Origin of the sequence: Janthinobacterium aquaticum (genome assembly GCF_009208565.1) — a bacterium.
GTDB lineage: Bacteria > Pseudomonadota > Gammaproteobacteria > Burkholderiales > Burkholderiaceae_D > Janthinobacterium.
In genome coordinates, this window is the sequence record NZ_WFLK01000008.1 from 32239 (window position 1) to 46855 (window position 14617).

The following is a 14617-nucleotide window of genomic DNA, read 5'->3' on the forward strand; positions in this document are numbered from 1 at the left end:
GCCGGTCTTGAACCGTACCATCGACATCCAGGCTGCCGTGGCCATTGCCGCCGCCCAGGCGCTGGCAGCCAGGACGCAAGGCACCTTTGGCGTCGGCGGCGTGCTGCTTGATGGCGCCGGTAATGTGCTGCAGGCCATGCATAACAATGTGGTGAAGGATGGCCTGGTAGCCGATCCTACCGCCCATGGCGAACGCCAGTTGGTGGACTGGTATTTTGCGCAGCAGGCCCAGGGCAGGGCGCTGCCGCCGCCATCAGAACTGACCATCGTCACCTCGCTCGACCCCTGCTGCATGTGTACCGGCGCGCTGCTGGCCGCCGGCTTTCGCGTGGTGGTGGCGGCCCCGGACGCACGCGCCGGCATCAATTACGATCAGTCGGCCAGCTTTGCCGCCTTGCCGGCGCCACTGGCGGCAAGGGCTGCGGCAAACTTCTGCTACCCGGCCGTGCATGGCGAGAGCCCCTATGCACGTGCGGCCAGCGGCGCGGCGCCAGCTACTTTTTTTATCGGCAAGAACATCAGCGAGGCCACGCAGGCCCTGTGTTCGCTGGTGTTTGAATCGACCTGCGAGCAGGTGATGGCGTTGTCAAACGCCGACGGCGACACGCCGTTGTCGGACCCCGCCACGCTGCCTGCCGACCATGCGCTGGTTCGCGCGCTGCGCGCCCGCTATCGCGATGCGCTGACTTACCGCTGCGCACCCGGCCGGCCCGACGCTGGCCTGGCGCCTTATTTGCAGGCAGCGATCAAGCAGGACCGCGATCACGGCGGCGCCGGCGATGCAGCGGCCCTGCTCGATGCCTTCGGCAATCTGCTGCTGTGCGTGCCGGGTCAGTTGGCCGTCTCGCCGATCCGCACGGCCTTTATGGAATGCACGCGCCAGTATGCGCAGCTGCGCCATGAACTGATGGCCGGCGCATCGGCCCCACAGCAGGAGCAGGAGCAGATCGCGCGCTACCTGGCGCATCCCAAATATGGCACCTTCATACTGGTCAACGGACCCGACGCCAGCGCCGCCAGCTTCATGCAGCTGGGCGCCTTTGGCTCGACCATGGAGGGCGCGCTGCCGGCGTCCAACCTGGCGCCGCTGCAGTATGCGCGCGCCGCCATGCCGGAACCCGATCTGCTGGCGCTGTGCGCCGCGCTGCCGCCGCTGTACCGTCATCTGATCCGCGTGCAACCGCGCCAGGTAGCCGATGCGGCATTGATTGCAGCGCTGGCCTAGGCGTCGTCGTCAGGCAGGTTTTTCAACAGGAAGTCGCGCACATTGCCACCGGCGATGCGGCGTATCTGATCGGCTGTCAGGCCGGTATCGAGCAGCGCCTGGGTCAGGCGCGGCAGGCCGGCGGCGTCGATGGCGGTGGTGACGGCGCCGTCAAAATCCGAACCATAAGCCACGTGTTCGGCGCCGATCACCGACACCGTATATTTGATGGCGCGCGCAATCGCCTTGACATCCTTGCCGCAAACAGCCGTCTGCCAGAAGCCGATGCCCACCAGCCCACCTTGTGCGGCAATGCGTTTCAACTGGCTGTCGCTGAGGTTGCGACCGTTGGCGCAGGTGCCGCGCACGCCCGTATGCGAGACGATCACCGGCCGCGTGGCCAGCGACAGCACCTCGTCGATGGTGGCCGGCGAGGCGTGCGCCAGGTCGACGATCATCTTGCGCTGTTCCATGGCGCGCAGCCAGCGTTTGCCGAGCGGCGTCAGGCCGCCTTTTTTCATGCCGTGCTGTGAGCCCGACAGCTCGGTGTCGAAGAAATGCGTGGGGGCAGCCATGCGGTAGCCGGCGCGGTACAGCACCTCGATATTGTCCAGCTTGCCTTCGAGCGCATGCGCGCCTTCCAGCGTCAGCCAGCCGCCTATCGGTTTTGCCTGGCTGCCGGTGGCCTTGTCGCGATCGGCAATCAGCTGGCGCAACTGGGCGCGGCTGCCGATCACGCGCAGCGCGCCGTCGCTGGCGCCGGCCAGCTGGTGCAACTGCTGCGCCTGGTAGCTGGCGCGCGCCAGCAGGCTGTTCCAGGTTCGTGGCGGCAGGCCCTGCGCCATCACCAGCGCGGTGATATTGTCGCTGTCGTCATCGTTGTGTTCGATGTTCATCTTGCGCGGCGTCTTGGTGACCACCGAGAATGCCTGCAGCGCGACATTGCCCTCGGCCAGGCGCGGCAAGTCGACATGGCCGGCACCTCGCTGCTGCAACTGGCGCTGCCATAGCAGGCTGTCGGCGTGCAGGTCGGCGATCCACAGGCTCTGGTGCAGCGCCAAAGCCTGTTTTGACGGCGCTGGCGGCGTGGCCGGATACACCTGGTTGATCTGGCGATCAACCAGCGTCGGCGCAGCGAGCAGGGCGCCGAACATGGCGGCGGCAGAGAGGGAGGCGGTAATGATCATGGTGCGACGTTTTACCATGGATCGTAGGTTCCCAGGCTCCACAGATGGCCTTCCGGGTCGCGGCAGGTGAAGCCGCGCCCGCCGTAGTCCTGGTCTTCGATATCAAGCACGATCTCGCTGCCGGCAGCGAGCACACGCTGATACACCACATCGGCATCCTGCACCACCAGATAGCAGCTTTGCGTATTGGCGTTGCCGATCTGGGCTGGCTGTTTCATCAAGCGTCCGTAGGGGCTGTCGACCGCCGAGCCGAGCATGATCATGCCGTTGCCAAAACTGAGCTGGGCATGCGCGATGCCGCCATCGTTGTCGGGCACGATCAGCTGTTTTTCAAAGCCCAATACAGCGCACAGCCAGTCGATGGCCGCAGGCGCATCGTCATAGCGCAGGCAGGTGATGGTGGTGGCGCGGGTTGCTTTTGCAGTCGAGCTCATGAGGAAACTCCTGGCAAGGTGGGAGCAGCGTGGATCGCCAGCATAAGCGAGTCGCTGCCATCCCACAAGCGCGGTTTCCTATTGTGGCGGGGTGGTTTTCTTGCTCCAGCAAAAGCCATCGGCGTTGCTGGCCCATTTGAACAGCAGGAAGAAGACAAACAGGGTCAGCACCAGCGGCAAAATGGTCATGAAGATCGCCAGGCCGATGGCGCAGGCCAGCAGCGTCGGCCACGACATGGCGCCGATGGCCTGCATGCCCTGGCGCGCCAGTGAGCACAGCGTTTGCCAAAGGTCGTTGAAGGTGCTTTTGCCCGGTGCGTCGTTGATGTCTTTCATGCCGTTCTCCTGGTGAGTTGATGTGTCTACTGTAGCGTGACACCAGTCAAACGGCAGTTGGCTTGCGACAAACTGCACGATTGCGCCCCTGAACCACGGCTGGAAGCGACAAGACGTTATTCAAATATCTTCAATTTGAGCTGGAAGCTCAGTGCGCCATACAGGCGGTCCTTGTAGGAGGGCACGATGGCGATATTGAGGCCGACGCGCTCGTATTCATAGCTGACAGTTGGAATCAGGGCCGGGAACCAGCCGCCATCGCGCATCTTCGGGTAGCCGTTAAAGCCGCCGACTACCGCACCGACGCGCAGCGGACCGACGCGAAACGGCTGGTAGTACACACCCAGGTAATTGGAGTAGGCGCGGTCGCTGTTATAGAAGCGGCCGGCCGTGGCCGAGGCAACCGTGGAAAAACGGTACTCGGCGCCCAGACCAGGATTGCTGTCGTTGAGGTTCTTGTCGCGCTGGAAGTGATACGAGTAAAAGCCGGCGTTGAGCCAGGTTTCGCTCAAGGGCTGGTTCTCGATCATGGAGAAAGTCTGCGCCTGCGCCGTCGACGCCGCCGCCAGCAAGACTGCGCCTGTTGCCTGACTCAGTATGGCGACGCGGCGCGCCCACGCGCGCTGTTTGATCTGTTTCATGCCTGTCCTTCTTGTGTGATGTCGGTATAAGCCTGCAGCGCGCCATGCTATCACTGGAATATTGCTGTTTGTAAATTTCATTCTGCCAGGCAGATTTATACTATTGCCTTATGGCAAATGAATATTGCTTATTTATTATATTTTGTGCTGTTTACACGACAATTTAATGCCCTTAAGTATGATATCCTGATGGTAAGTTAATGTTCAATTTGGAAATTAAAATGATCACCTTGTCCAAAGTACCAGCGCTGCTGTTGATGTCCACCGTATTTGCCACCGGCACCGCCCAGGCAGACGTGCTAGACCTGTCCGGCCTGGTGGGCAATGCCAATCTGTATTCCCTGCACAATATCGTTGTTGGCAACAACAGCATCGGTGGCGGCATTGCTGCTGCTGGCAATATTTCTGTCAGCTCGCACAGTGTCGGCACAGGTGCATACGGTAATTATTCCGTCATTGCTGGCAATAATTTTAATTATTCCAATGGTTCGCTGGCTGGCGGCTATTACGCTGGCGGCACCGCTACCATTTCATCGAATATCAACCTGCCCAATACGCCGGCCTCGGCTGCGCCAGCGATGTCGTTTGCCAGCACATCGAGCGAAGTGGTCAAGACATCGAGCGCCATTGGCGCCCTGGCGGCAACCGGCAACGCCCGGATACTCAATCCCTATGCGCCACAGCAAGTAACGCTGTCCAGTGGTGCCGGTGGCGCCAAGTCGGTGGAAGTATTCAATATGACGGCAAGCCAGTTTGCATCGATCAACAACCTGCAGTCGACGCTGGACAGCAGCATCACCAAGTCGCTGATTTTCAATGTGAGCGGCAATGCCAGTTGGGGCAATATGGGCATGGGTGTCCTGGGTGGCTACAACGTGCTGTTCAATTTCACTGACGCGACCAGCGTCAATTTCAATGGTATCCAGGTGCTGGGCAGCGTGTTGGCGCCCAATGCCTTGATTAGTGGCGGCAACGGCGGTATCACCGGCACTGTGGTCGCCGGCGACTGGAACTCCACCCTGACGCTGGGTAACAAAGCCTTTGTTGCCAGCGACGTGGCAGGCTTTGTTTCGGCCGTGCCGGAACCGGAAACCTACGCCATGCTGTTAGCTGGCCTGGGCCTGGTCGGTTTTGCCGCCCGCCGTCGCAAGAACAAGGCTGCAGCAGCTTAAGCGCTGCCGGCTCCATGAAAAACCGCCATCACGGCGGTTTTTTTTCGCCTGCCGGCGCCACGCCGACGGCGGCCAGTACCATCTGGGTGACCAGCCGTTCGGCGTCGGCATAGTCGTTATCGGTCAATTGTGCGCGGTCCAGCACCAGCGCCATCTGGGTTGAAAAGTCGGCATACGACTGCGTCATGGCCCAGATGGCAAACATCAGATGGGTGGCGTTGACGGGGGCGATGCGCCCGTCGGCAATCCAGCGCTCGAACACGGCGATATCCTTGCGCAGCAGCGGCACCACGCGCTCGCGTATCTGTTCGCCATACAGCGGCGCACCGTTGATCACTTCAAGTGCATAGACGCGCGAGGCCCATGGCTGCTCGCGTGAGAAGCGCAGCTTGGCGCCGATATAGGCGCGCAGCACGTCGGCCGGCTGCTGCTCCTCGCGCGCCAGCGTGTCCATGCGCGCCAGCCACTCATCGAGCACATCGTCGAGCACGCGCTGGTACAGCAGCTGCTTGGACGGGAAATAGTACATCAGGTTCTGCTTGGACATGCCGCTAGCAGAGGCAATCGCGGCCACCGACGCCCCCTCGTAACCGCTTTGCGCAAACACCCGCACGGCCTGCTGCAGGATATCGCTTTGCACGCGGTCGCGGTTCTGCAGGCGCCGCTGGCTGCCGTTTTTCACGCTTGAAGACTGCTCGCTGTCCATGGCATTACCTCACAGGGCGTATCGATTGCAGAAAGGCCAGCAGCACCGGATTGTCGGTGTAGGCCACGTTAAAGCGGAACCAGACGGTATCGGGCGCGCGCAGCATGAAAAATTCGTTCGGCGAAAGCAGGATGCCGCTCTTTAATGCCAGATCGGCCACCAGCTTGCCGTGCCATTGCGGCGTTTGCCGGTCGGGCCAGCCCGCGCTGACAAACATGCCGCCGCGCGGACGCGCCAGCGGTGCCATGCCGGCCTGCACCAGCAGCTCGATGCTGCGCTCGCGGCCATCGGCCAATTGGGCAATCAGCCGCTCGACCATGCGCCGGTAGGGGCGCGCCGAGATGGCGTGATACACGGCACGCTCATTGATTTCGGAGGTCGTCAGGCCAGCGAGCATTTTTACGCGCACCAGTTCGGCCACCAGCGAGGGCGACGCGCAGATCGAGCCCACGCGCAGCACCGGCGAGAGCGTCTTGGAAAAGCTGCCGACACGGATCACGCGGCGCAGGCCGTCCATGGCCGCCAGCGATGCTTCGCCGCGCGCCGCCAGCTCACGGTAGATATCGTCTTCCACTAGCCAGAAATCGAACTGCTCGGCCAGCGCCAGCAAGCGGTGCGCCTGGGCCTGGCTGAGCGAAGTGCCGAGCGGATTTTGCAGCACCGTATTGACGAACATCAGCTTGGGCTGGCGTTCGGCTGCAAGCGCCGCCAGCGCATCAAGGTCCAGGCCGTTTTCGCCGCGCGCCACGCCCACCGGGATGCAGCCATGGTGGCGTATCAGCGACTGCAGGTTGCTGTAGCCGGGGTCTTCCACCAGCACCGTGTCGCCCGGCTTGGTCAGGCTGCGCAGGATCAGGTCGAACGCATGGGTGGCGCCATGGGTCAGCAGCACCTGGTCCGCTTCCAGCTGGAACAGTTCTTCCGACAGCGTCAATGCCAGGTGCTGGCGCAGCGACGGAAACCCCAGTGGGTGACCATAGCCACGCAGCCGGCTGGCCGGCACGCGCATGGCCTGGCGCACGGCGTCGAGCACGGTGGCCTCGCCATACATCTCGGGCGGCAGCCAGCCGGCGCCGACCGGCAGCGCTTCCGAGACGCCCGAATATAAATCCGGCGCCAGCGCATCGATGGCCGTCGGACTGGCCGGCACGGCAGCCTGCGGCGTACCGGCAATCTCATGGCGGGCCACAAAATAGCCGGAGCCGCGCCGCGACGACAGCAGGCCCAGGTTGACCAGCCGGTCATACGATTCGACCACCGTAAAGGTCGATACGCCATTGCAGCGCGCAAATTGGCGCACCGACGGCATGCGCGTGCCGATGCGCAGGGCGCGGCTGCCCACCATTACGCTGACGGCGGCGACGATCTGCTCGACCAGCGCACCTTTTTTTTCGCGCCCGATATCGAGCACCGGCCAGCCTGGCAGGGCGGGCGCGTCGTCATTTTCCTTGTCGTTTTCCTTGTGCATCGTGGTGGCTCCCATGCTGCCTTGCACAAAACTGTATTGGTTTTTTGGCCTGTACGGTTGGAACACTTTGCCGTTTGTGTATCTGTGCCGTGCCTTTGGGCCTGACTATGATTAGATCAGCTTTTTGCCAACTGGTAAATTATTTTACGCTTTGTAAAAAACGCTTTCCCAAACACGCCACCGCCTACAGGAGCAGCCCATGAACACAGCAAGGCCGGAATCGATGTCGGCATTCTGGATGCCGTTTACCAACAACCGCGACTTCAAGGCCCATCCGCGGCTGCTGGTCTCGGCCGAAGGGATGTACTACAAGGATGTCGACGGCAACAGCGTGCTCGACGGCACGGCCGGCCTGTGGTGCGTGCCCTGTGGCCACGCGCAGCCGAAGATCGTCGGCGCCATCCGCGAGATGGTCGGCCAGCTCGACTTTGCACCGACCTTCCAGATGGGTCACCCGGCCGCCTTCGACCTGGCCGAAAAACTGATGGACTATACGGGCCACAAATTCGGCCATGTGTTCTATACCAACTCCGGTTCCGAAGCGGTCGATACGGCGCTGAAGATGGCGCTGGCGTACCACAAGGCGCGTGGCGAAGGCGGGCGCACGCGCCTGATCGGCCGCGAGCGCGGCTACCATGGCGTGGGCTTTGGCGGCATTTCGGTCGGTGGCATCGGCGGCAACCGCAAGAGCTTTGGCCCGATGCTGCCCGGCGTCGACCATCTGCCGCATACGCACAACCTGGAAAAAAACGCCTATACGCGTGGCGAGCCCGAACATGGCGCCAACCTGGCCGATGAACTCGAGCGCATCGTCGCGCTGCATGATGCTTCCACCATCGCCGCCGTGATCGTCGAGCCGGTGGCCGGTTCGACCGGCGTGCTGATACCGCCGCAAGGCTATCTGAAGCGCCTGCGCGAACTGTGCACCAAGCACGGTATCCTGCTGATCTTCGATGAAGTCATTACCGGCTTTGGCCGCATGACGACGCCATTTGCAGCTGATTATTTCGGCGTCGAGCCGGACCTGATGACCACTGCCAAGGGCCTGACCAACGGCATGGTGCCGATGGGCGCCGTGTTCAGCAAAGCGTTTATCCACGATGCGCTGATGGAGGCGCCACCCGGCATTGAGCTGTTCCATGGCTATACCTATTCCGGCCATCCGCTGGCCTGCGCCGCCTCGCTGGCCACGCTGCAGGTGTTCGAGGAGCAGGGCATCTTGCAGCACGCTCAAGAGATGCAGCAGTACTGGCAGGATGCCGTGTATTCGCTCAAGGGCCTGCCGCATGTGATCGACCTGCGCTGCATCGGCCTGATCGCCGGCATCGAGCTGGCGCCGATTGCCGGCAAACCCGGCGTGCGTGCTTTCAACGCCTTCAAGCAGGCGTTTGCCGATGGTGTACTGATCCGCACCACCGGCGACATTATCGCGCTGTCGCCGCCGCTGGTGCTGGAGAAGCAGCATATTGACGAGCTGTTCGGCAAGCTGGCGACAGTGCTGAAGAATCTTGGGTAGGTCGGATTAGTGGGGCAAAGCCCCACGTAATCCGACAACTTTGTTGGCGACGCAGGTGTTGTCGGATTACGGCCCCTGCGGGGCCTAATCCGACCTACCAGATACGCGTGGCCCCGGCAGCGACGAATGAGGATAACCATGAACGATCTCGATACCATTACCCATTACATCAACGGCGCCAAAGTCGATACCACCAGCGGCCGCTATGGCGACGTGTATAACCCGGCCATGGGCGAGCCGGTAGCGCGCGTGGCGCTCGGCACCAGCGACGAAGTCGATGCGGCCGTGCAGGCTGCCGCTGCCGCCTTTCCGGCCTGGTCGGCCACACCGCCGCTGACGCGGGCGCGCGTGCTGTTTCGCTACCTGCAGCTGTGCCAGCAGCATACCGATGAATTTGCCGCCATGCTCACGCGCGAGCACGGCAAGACCTTTGCCGACGCCCAGGGAGAAGTGGCGCGCGGCATCGAGATGGTTGAATTTGCCGTTGGCATACCGCAGCTGCTAAAAGGGGAATTTACCGACCAGATTTCACGCGGTATCGACGCCTGGTCGATGCGCCAGGCGCTCGGTGTGGTGGCCGGCATTACCCCCTTCAATTTTCCGGTGATGGTGCCGATGTGGATGTTCCCGCTGGCCATCGCCTGTGGTAACACCTTCGTGTTGAAACCGTCCGAACGCGATCCGTCGGCGTCCTTGCTGCACGCGCAGTTGCTTAAAGAAGCAGGCCTGCCCGATGGCGTTTTCAATGTTATCCAGGGCGACAAGATCACTGTCGACGCGCTACTCGACCATCGCACCGTGCAGGCCATCAGCTTTGTCGGCTCCACGCCGATTGCCGAGTATATCTATGCACGCGCCAGTGCCAATGGCAAGCGGGTGCAGGCGCTGGGCGGCGCCAAGAACCATATGGTGGTGATGCCCGACGCCGACATGGACATGACCGTCGACGCGCTGATCGGCGCCGCCTACGGTTCGGCCGGCGAGCGCTGCATGGCCATCTCGGTGGTGGTGGCGGTGGGCGACGCCGGTGACAAGCTGGTCGACGCACTGGCGCAGCGCACGGCCGCACTGAAAGTGCGCGACGGCATGGAAGCGGGCGCTGAAATGGGGCCGGTGGTGTCCAGCGCAGCCAAGGCCCGGATAGAAAAACTGATCGATGAAGGCGTCGAGCAGGGCGCGTCTCTGCTGGTCGATGGCCGCAATTTCCAGGTGCCGGGGCGCGAAAACGGCTTCTTTGTCGGCGGCACGCTGTTCGACCATGTGACGCCGGCCATGAGCATCTACAAGGAAGAGATCTTCGGCCCGGTGCTGTGCGTGATGCGGGTGCCTGACGTCATTCATGCGGTCGACCTGATCAACGCCAACGAATATGGCAACGGCGTGGCCGTCTATACGCGCGACGGCGGCGTGGCGCGCGAATTCGTGCGCCAGATCCAGGTCGGCATGGTGGGCGTGAACGTACCGCTGCCGGTGCCGATGGCCTTCAACAGCTTTGGCGGCTGGAAGCGCAGCATGTTTGGCGACCACCATGCTTACGGCCCCGAAGGCGTGCGCTTTTACACGCGCCACAAGGCCGTCATGCAACGCTGGCCCAACACTGCCAGTGCTGGCGCAGAGTTTGCTTTTCCACAGATGAAGTAAGTGCCCGGTAGTTCTCTCCACTGCAGCACCGACAAGGAACGCGAAATGATCACTTCATTGCATTATCTGCCGCATCCTGCCTTGCCCAGCGCGGAGCTGGCAGGCCACTTTACCGACCTGGCGCCGCCTTTGACGGCTCGCCAGGCGGCCATCGAAAGCGCCCGCTGCCTGTACTGCTACGATGCGCCGTGCAGCCGCATCTGTCCCTCGGAAATTGACGTGGCCAGCTTTATCCGCAATCTGCACGACAAGAACATCAACGGCGCTGCCGCCGGCATCCTGCAGCAAAACATCCTGGGTGGCAGCTGCGCGCGCGTCTGTCCGACCGAAATCCTGTGCGAGGACGTCTGCGTGCGCAATCACGACGCCGAGGGCCAGCCGGTGAAAATCGGCCTGTTGCAGCGCTACGCGGTCGACCATATGCGCTTTGCCAGTCATCCGTTCAAGCGCCAACCGTCCACCGGCAAGACGGTTGCCATCGTCGGCGCCGGCCCGGCCGGACTGTCCTGCGCGCACCGGCTGGCCATGCTGGGCCACGAGGTGGTGATCTTTGAAAAGGAAGACAAGGCCGGTGGCCTCAATGAATACGGCATCGCCAAATACAAGCTGACCGATAACTTCGCGCAGAAGGAAGTGGCGTTTTTGCTCGAAGTGGGCGGCATCACCATCCGATGTCGCCAGGTGCTGGGCGAGAATCTGCAGCTGCGCGATCTGCATGCGCAATACGATGCGGTGTTTCTCGGCCTGGGGCTGGGCGCCAGCCGCAAGCTCGGGCTGACCGGTGAAGACGCTCCAGGATTGCTGGCAGCGGTCGACTATATCGCTGCGCTGCGCCAGGCCGACGACCTGGCCACGCTGCCGGTGCCGCGGCGCGCCATCGTGATCGGCGCCGGCAATACCGCCATCGACATGGCCGTGCAGATCCAGCGCCTGGGCGCCGAAGAAGTCACGCTGGTGTACCGGCGCGGCTTTGACGCCATGACCGCCACCCACCATGAACAGGAAATCGCCAAGGCCAACCAGGTACGCATGCTGACCTGGGCCCAGCCGCAGCAGGTGCTGGTCGACGCCGCTGGCCATGTGGCCGGCATGCGCTTTGAAAAAACACGGCTTGACGGCAACCGCCTGGCCGGCACCGGCGAGACATTCGAGGTAGCGGCCGACGCCATCTTCAAGGCCATCGGCCAGAGCCTCGACACCGACGTGTTGCAGGACCCGATGGCCGGCCTGCTGCGCCGCGAGGGCGACAAGATCGCGGTCGATGCGGGCTTTCGCACGGTGCTGCCCGGCATCTACGCCGGCGGCGACTGCGTGGCGCCGGGGCAGGACCTGACGGTGCAGGCGGTACAGCACGGCAAGCTGGCCGCACTGGCCATTCATCACGATCTTCTGTCCAATGTGGAGGCTGCATAATGGCTGACCTGAGCATCAACTTTTGCGGCATCAAGGCCCCCAATCCGTTCTGGCTGGCCTCCGCGCCGCCGACCGACAAGGCGTATAACGTGGTGCGCGCCTTTGAAGCCGGCTGGGGCGGGGTGGTGTGGAAAACGCTGGGCGAGGACCCGGCCGCCGTCAATGTGTCATCGCGCTATTCGGCGCTGTACGGCAAGAACCGCGAAGTGGTCGGCTTCAACAATATCGAGCTCATTACCGACCGCTCGCTGGAGATCAATCTGCGCGAGATCACCCAGGTGAAAAAGGACTGGCCCGACCGCGCCATGATCGTGTCGCTGATGCTGCCGTGCGAAGAGCATTACTGGGCCGATATCCTGCCCAAGGTCGAAGCTACCGGCGCCGACGGCATCGAACTCAATTTCGGCTGCCCGCACGGCATGCCCGAGCGCGGCATGGGCGCCGCTGTCGGCCAGGTGCCCGAGTATGTGCAGATGGTGACAAGTTGGTGCAAGAAGCACAGCCGCCTGCCCGTGATCGTCAAGCTCACGCCCAATATCACCGATGTGCGCATGCCGGCGCGCGCGGCGCTGGCCGGTGGCGCCGACGCCGTCTCGCTGATCAACACCATCAATTCGATCACTTCGCTCGACCTGGACCGCATGGTGGCCCTGCCGATTGTCGGCGGCGCCAGCACCCATGGCGGCTACTGCGGTTCGGCCGTCAAACCCATCGCGCTCAATATGGTGGCGGAAATTGCGCGCGATCCGATGACGCGCGGCCTGCCCATTTCCGGCATCGGCGGCATCGGCAACTGGCGCGATGCGGCCGAATTCATGGCGCTGGGCGCCGGCTGCGTGCAGGTCTGCACGGCTGCCATGCTTCATGGCTTTCGCATCGTGACCGAGATGAAAGATGGCCTGTCGCGCTGGATGGACGAGAAGGGCTATGAGCGCATCAGCGACTTTGCCGGCAAGGCCGTGCCCAATACCACCGACTGGAAATACCTGGACATGAACTACCAGGTCATCGCGCAGATCAATCAGGACGACTGCATTCAGTGCGGCAAATGCTATGTGGCCTGCGAAGACACCTCGCACCAGGCGATTGCGCAAAGCATCGATGCGCTCGGTACGCGCCGCTATGAGGTCATCAAGGATGAATGCGTGGGCTGCAACCTGTGCGAAATCACCTGTCCGGTGCAGGGCTGCATCACCATGGTGCCGCAGGCCACCGGCAAGCCTTACATGAACTGGACGCAGGACCCGCGCAATCCCCGGGCGGTAGTGGAAACGGTTTAGCCGGTTTTCTGTGGTATGGCGGACGGCATGCATTTTGCATCTGTTTTTTGTCAACATGCGGCCGTCTTTACGGTAAGCTAGGACGCCACCCATCCACCCCATCTACGGAGCCTCTCCTGTGAACCACGACTACTCTGGCAACACCCAGCTATGGAACGAAGACCTGGCGCCCACCACCGCGGCCCAGCGTACCTGGCGCTGGTATCACTTCGCGGCGCTGTGGGTCGGCATGGTGATGTGCATTCCTGCCTATACCCTGTCGGCCAGTCTGATCGACAGCGGCATGTCGGGCTATCAGGCGGTCGTCACGGTGTTCCTGGCCAACGCCATCGTACTGCTGCCGATGCTGCTGATCGGCCATGCCGGCACCAAGTACGGCATTCCGTATGCGGTGCTGGCGCGCGCCTCGTTCGGCACCGGTGGCGCCAAGCTGCCGGCGCTGATGCGCGCCATCGTGGCCTGCGGCTGGTACGGCATCCAGACCTGGTTTGGCGGGCAGATGATCTATACGCTGATGGGCGTGCTGGTCGGCCATGAACTCGGTGGCGACAAGATCGCAGGCCTCGGCATCAACTTCAGCCAGCTGCTGTGCTTCCTGGCGTTCTGGGCGATCCAGTTCTATTACATCCTGCACGGCATGGAGTCGATCCGCAAGCTTGAAACCTATACCGCGCCGCTGAAAATCCTGATCTGCTTCGTGCTGCTGTACTGGGTGCACAGCAAGGCTGGCGGCGTCAGTTCCCTGCTCGACCAGCCATCGCAGTTCGGCGAAGGCGGCAAGAAGGCCGGCCAGTTCTGGGTGGTGTTCTGGCCGTCGCTGACGGCGATGGTCGGTTTCTGGGCCACGCTGGCATTGAATATTCCCGACTTCACACGCTTTGCCAAGACCCAGCGCGACCAGATTATCGGCCAGTCGGTCGGCCTGCCAGTACCGATGGGTTTGCTGGCTATGCTGGCCGTAATCGTGACGGCCGGTTCGGTCGTCATGTACGGCAAGGCCATCTGGGACCCGGTCGACCTGGCAAGCCGCATGACCGGCGCAGCCGTGCTGATCGCACTGATCATCCTCATGATCGATACCGTCAGCGTCAACCTTGCGGCCAACCTGGTCGGCCCGGCATATGACTTTTCGGCGCTGGCGCCCAAGCAGATTTCGTACAAGATGGGCGGTTATATCACCGCCTCGATTGCCATTGTGATGATGCCGTGGAAGGTGCTGGAATCGACCCAGGGCTATATCTTTACCTGGCTGATCGGCTACTCGGCGCTGCTGGGGCCGATCGCCGGCATCCTTATCGTCGACTACTATTTTGTGCGCAAGACGCGCCTGGATGTGGGCCAGCTGTACCGCGACGACGGCGTCTACTCGTATCGGGGCGGCTGGAACATGGCCGCGCTGATCGCGTTCGTGATTGCGGTGCTGCCCAATATTCCGGGTTTTCTGAACGCGGCGTTTCCAGCCTCGTTCCCGGACGTATCGGCAGGCTTCAAGACCATTTACACCTACGCCTGGTTTGTCGGCGTGGCCATTGCCGCTGTTGTTTACGGCGTCATGATGAAAGGCAAGGCAGGCGCGCTGGTGCAGCCGTCAGGAGCCTGACCGATAACCAAGGAGGCAG

Annotated in this window: 12 protein-coding genes and 2 pseudogenes; 8 read left to right on the plus strand and 6 right to left on the minus strand. The window is 62.4% G+C overall.

What is annotated here, in order from left to right; all coding sequences use genetic code 11:
• Window positions 1-7 precede the first annotated feature (7 nt).
• The gene (locus tag GCM43_RS13995) at window positions 8-1225 is read left to right on the plus strand and encodes a nucleoside deaminase (protein ID WP_152245282.1); all 1218 of its coding nucleotides are present in this window, start codon (window positions 8-10) and stop codon (window positions 1223-1225) included.
• Here the strand turns inward: GCM43_RS13995 and GCM43_RS14000 are convergent.
• From GCM43_RS14000 to GCM43_RS14015, 4 genes are all read right to left on the minus strand, one after another.
• Window positions 1222-2409: a dipeptidase gene (locus GCM43_RS14000; RefSeq protein WP_226929485.1), complete on the minus strand. Its 1188-nt coding sequence runs from the start codon at window positions 2407-2409 to the stop codon at window positions 1222-1224. The genes GCM43_RS13995 and GCM43_RS14000 overlap by 4 nt on opposite strands.
• Window positions 2403-2825 carry a VOC family protein gene (locus GCM43_RS14005; RefSeq protein ID WP_152245284.1) on the minus strand — a complete coding sequence of 141 codons (423 nt, stop codon included), beginning with the start codon at window positions 2823-2825 and terminating at the stop codon, window positions 2403-2405. The genes GCM43_RS14000 and GCM43_RS14005 overlap by 7 nt, the downstream gene beginning before the upstream one ends.
• A 78-nt stretch (window positions 2826-2903) precedes the next feature.
• Complete coding sequence (locus GCM43_RS14010; protein ID WP_152245286.1) at window positions 2904-3161, minus strand: hypothetical protein; 258 nt, start codon at window positions 3159-3161, stop codon at window positions 2904-2906.
• A 116-nt stretch (window positions 3162-3277) separates the two neighbouring features.
• Entirely contained in the window at window positions 3278-3691 is a 414-nt protein-coding gene (locus tag GCM43_RS14015; protein WP_413770958.1) for a hypothetical protein, read from the minus strand.
• Between the two features lie 368 nt (window positions 3692-4059).
• Between GCM43_RS14015 and GCM43_RS14020 the strand changes: the two are divergent.
• Window positions 4060-4833 (plus strand): annotated as a pseudogene (locus GCM43_RS14020) (choice-of-anchor A family protein); the annotation flags it as partial.
• Window positions 4834-4875: 42 nt separating this feature from the next.
• Window positions 4876-4974, plus strand: a pseudogene (locus tag GCM43_RS26570) (PEP-CTERM sorting domain-containing protein); the annotation flags it as partial.
• Window positions 4975-5002: 28 nt separating this feature from the next.
• Here GCM43_RS26570 and GCM43_RS14025 read toward each other — a convergent pair.
• Together GCM43_RS14025 and GCM43_RS14030 are read right to left on the minus strand one after the other, a co-directional pair.
• The gene (locus GCM43_RS14025; protein WP_152245290.1) at window positions 5003-5680 is read right to left on the minus strand and encodes a TetR family transcriptional regulator C-terminal domain-containing protein; all 678 of its coding nucleotides are present in this window, start codon (window positions 5678-5680) and stop codon (window positions 5003-5005) included.
• A 4-nt stretch (window positions 5681-5684) separates the two neighbouring features.
• A complete protein-coding gene (locus GCM43_RS14030; RefSeq protein WP_413770956.1) occupies window positions 5685-7163 on the minus strand; it encodes an aminotransferase-like domain-containing protein in 1479 nt (492 codons plus the stop codon).
• A 184-nt stretch (window positions 7164-7347) separates the two neighbouring features.
• Here GCM43_RS14030 and aptA point away from each other — a divergent pair, with 184 nt between their 5' ends.
• The 5 genes from aptA (at window position 7348) to GCM43_RS14055 (ending at window position 14598) form a co-directional block, all read left to right on the plus strand.
• Window positions 7348-8664 carry an omega-aminotransferase AptA gene (aptA, locus tag GCM43_RS14035; RefSeq protein WP_152245292.1) on the plus strand — a complete coding sequence of 439 codons (1317 nt, stop codon included), beginning with the start codon at window positions 7348-7350 and terminating at the stop codon, window positions 8662-8664.
• A gap of 138 nt (window positions 8665-8802) precedes the next feature.
• Window positions 8803-10305: a CoA-acylating methylmalonate-semialdehyde dehydrogenase gene (locus GCM43_RS14040; protein WP_152245294.1), complete on the plus strand. Its 1503-nt coding sequence runs from the start codon at window positions 8803-8805 to the stop codon at window positions 10303-10305.
• 45 nt (window positions 10306-10350) lie between these two features.
• Window positions 10351-11718: an NAD(P)-dependent oxidoreductase gene (locus tag GCM43_RS14045; protein ID WP_152245296.1), complete on the plus strand. Its 1368-nt coding sequence runs from the start codon at window positions 10351-10353 to the stop codon at window positions 11716-11718.
• The gene (preA, locus tag GCM43_RS14050) at window positions 11718-12998 is read left to right on the plus strand and encodes an NAD-dependent dihydropyrimidine dehydrogenase subunit PreA (protein ID WP_226929486.1); all 1281 of its coding nucleotides are present in this window, start codon (window positions 11718-11720) and stop codon (window positions 12996-12998) included. Before GCM43_RS14045 ends, preA begins: the two co-directional genes overlap by 1 nt.
• A 118-nt stretch (window positions 12999-13116) precedes the next feature.
• Window positions 13117-14598 carry an NCS1 family nucleobase:cation symporter-1 gene (locus GCM43_RS14055; RefSeq protein WP_152245300.1) on the plus strand — a complete coding sequence of 494 codons (1482 nt, stop codon included), beginning with the start codon at window positions 13117-13119 and terminating at the stop codon, window positions 14596-14598.
• Window positions 14599-14617: the final 19 nt, after the last annotated feature.

What these genes read in the sequence shown, in the direction of transcription:
- GCM43_RS14000 (WP_226929485.1), bottom strand. Translation starts at nt 2,409, where the DNA reads ATGGTAAAACGTCGCACCATGATCATTACCGCCTCCCTCTCTGCCGCC.
- GCM43_RS14005 (WP_152245284.1), bottom strand. Translation starts at nt 2,825, where the DNA reads ATGAGCTCGACTGCAAAAGCAACCCGCGCCACCACCATCACCTGCCTG.
- GCM43_RS14010 (WP_152245286.1), bottom strand. Translation starts at nt 3,161, where the DNA reads ATGAAAGACATCAACGACGCACCGGGCAAAAGCACCTTCAACGACCTT.
- GCM43_RS14015 (WP_413770958.1), bottom strand. Translation starts at nt 3,691, where the DNA reads ATGATCGAGAACCAGCCCTTGAGCGAAACCTGGCTCAACGCCGGCTTT.
- GCM43_RS14025 (WP_152245290.1), bottom strand. Translation starts at nt 5,680, where the DNA reads ATGGACAGCGAGCAGTCTTCAAGCGTGAAAAACGGCAGCCAGCGGCGC.
- GCM43_RS14030 (WP_413770956.1), bottom strand. Translation starts at nt 7,163, where the DNA reads ATGGGAGCCACCACGATGCACAAGGAAAACGACAAGGAAAATGACGAC.
- aptA (WP_152245292.1), top strand. Translation starts at nt 7,348, where the DNA reads ATGAACACAGCAAGGCCGGAATCGATGTCGGCATTCTGGATGCCGTTT.
- GCM43_RS14040 (WP_152245294.1), top strand. Translation starts at nt 8,803, where the DNA reads ATGAACGATCTCGATACCATTACCCATTACATCAACGGCGCCAAAGTC.
- GCM43_RS14045 (WP_152245296.1), top strand. Translation starts at nt 10,351, where the DNA reads ATGATCACTTCATTGCATTATCTGCCGCATCCTGCCTTGCCCAGCGCG.
- preA (WP_226929486.1), top strand. Translation starts at nt 11,718, where the DNA reads ATGGCTGACCTGAGCATCAACTTTTGCGGCATCAAGGCCCCCAATCCG.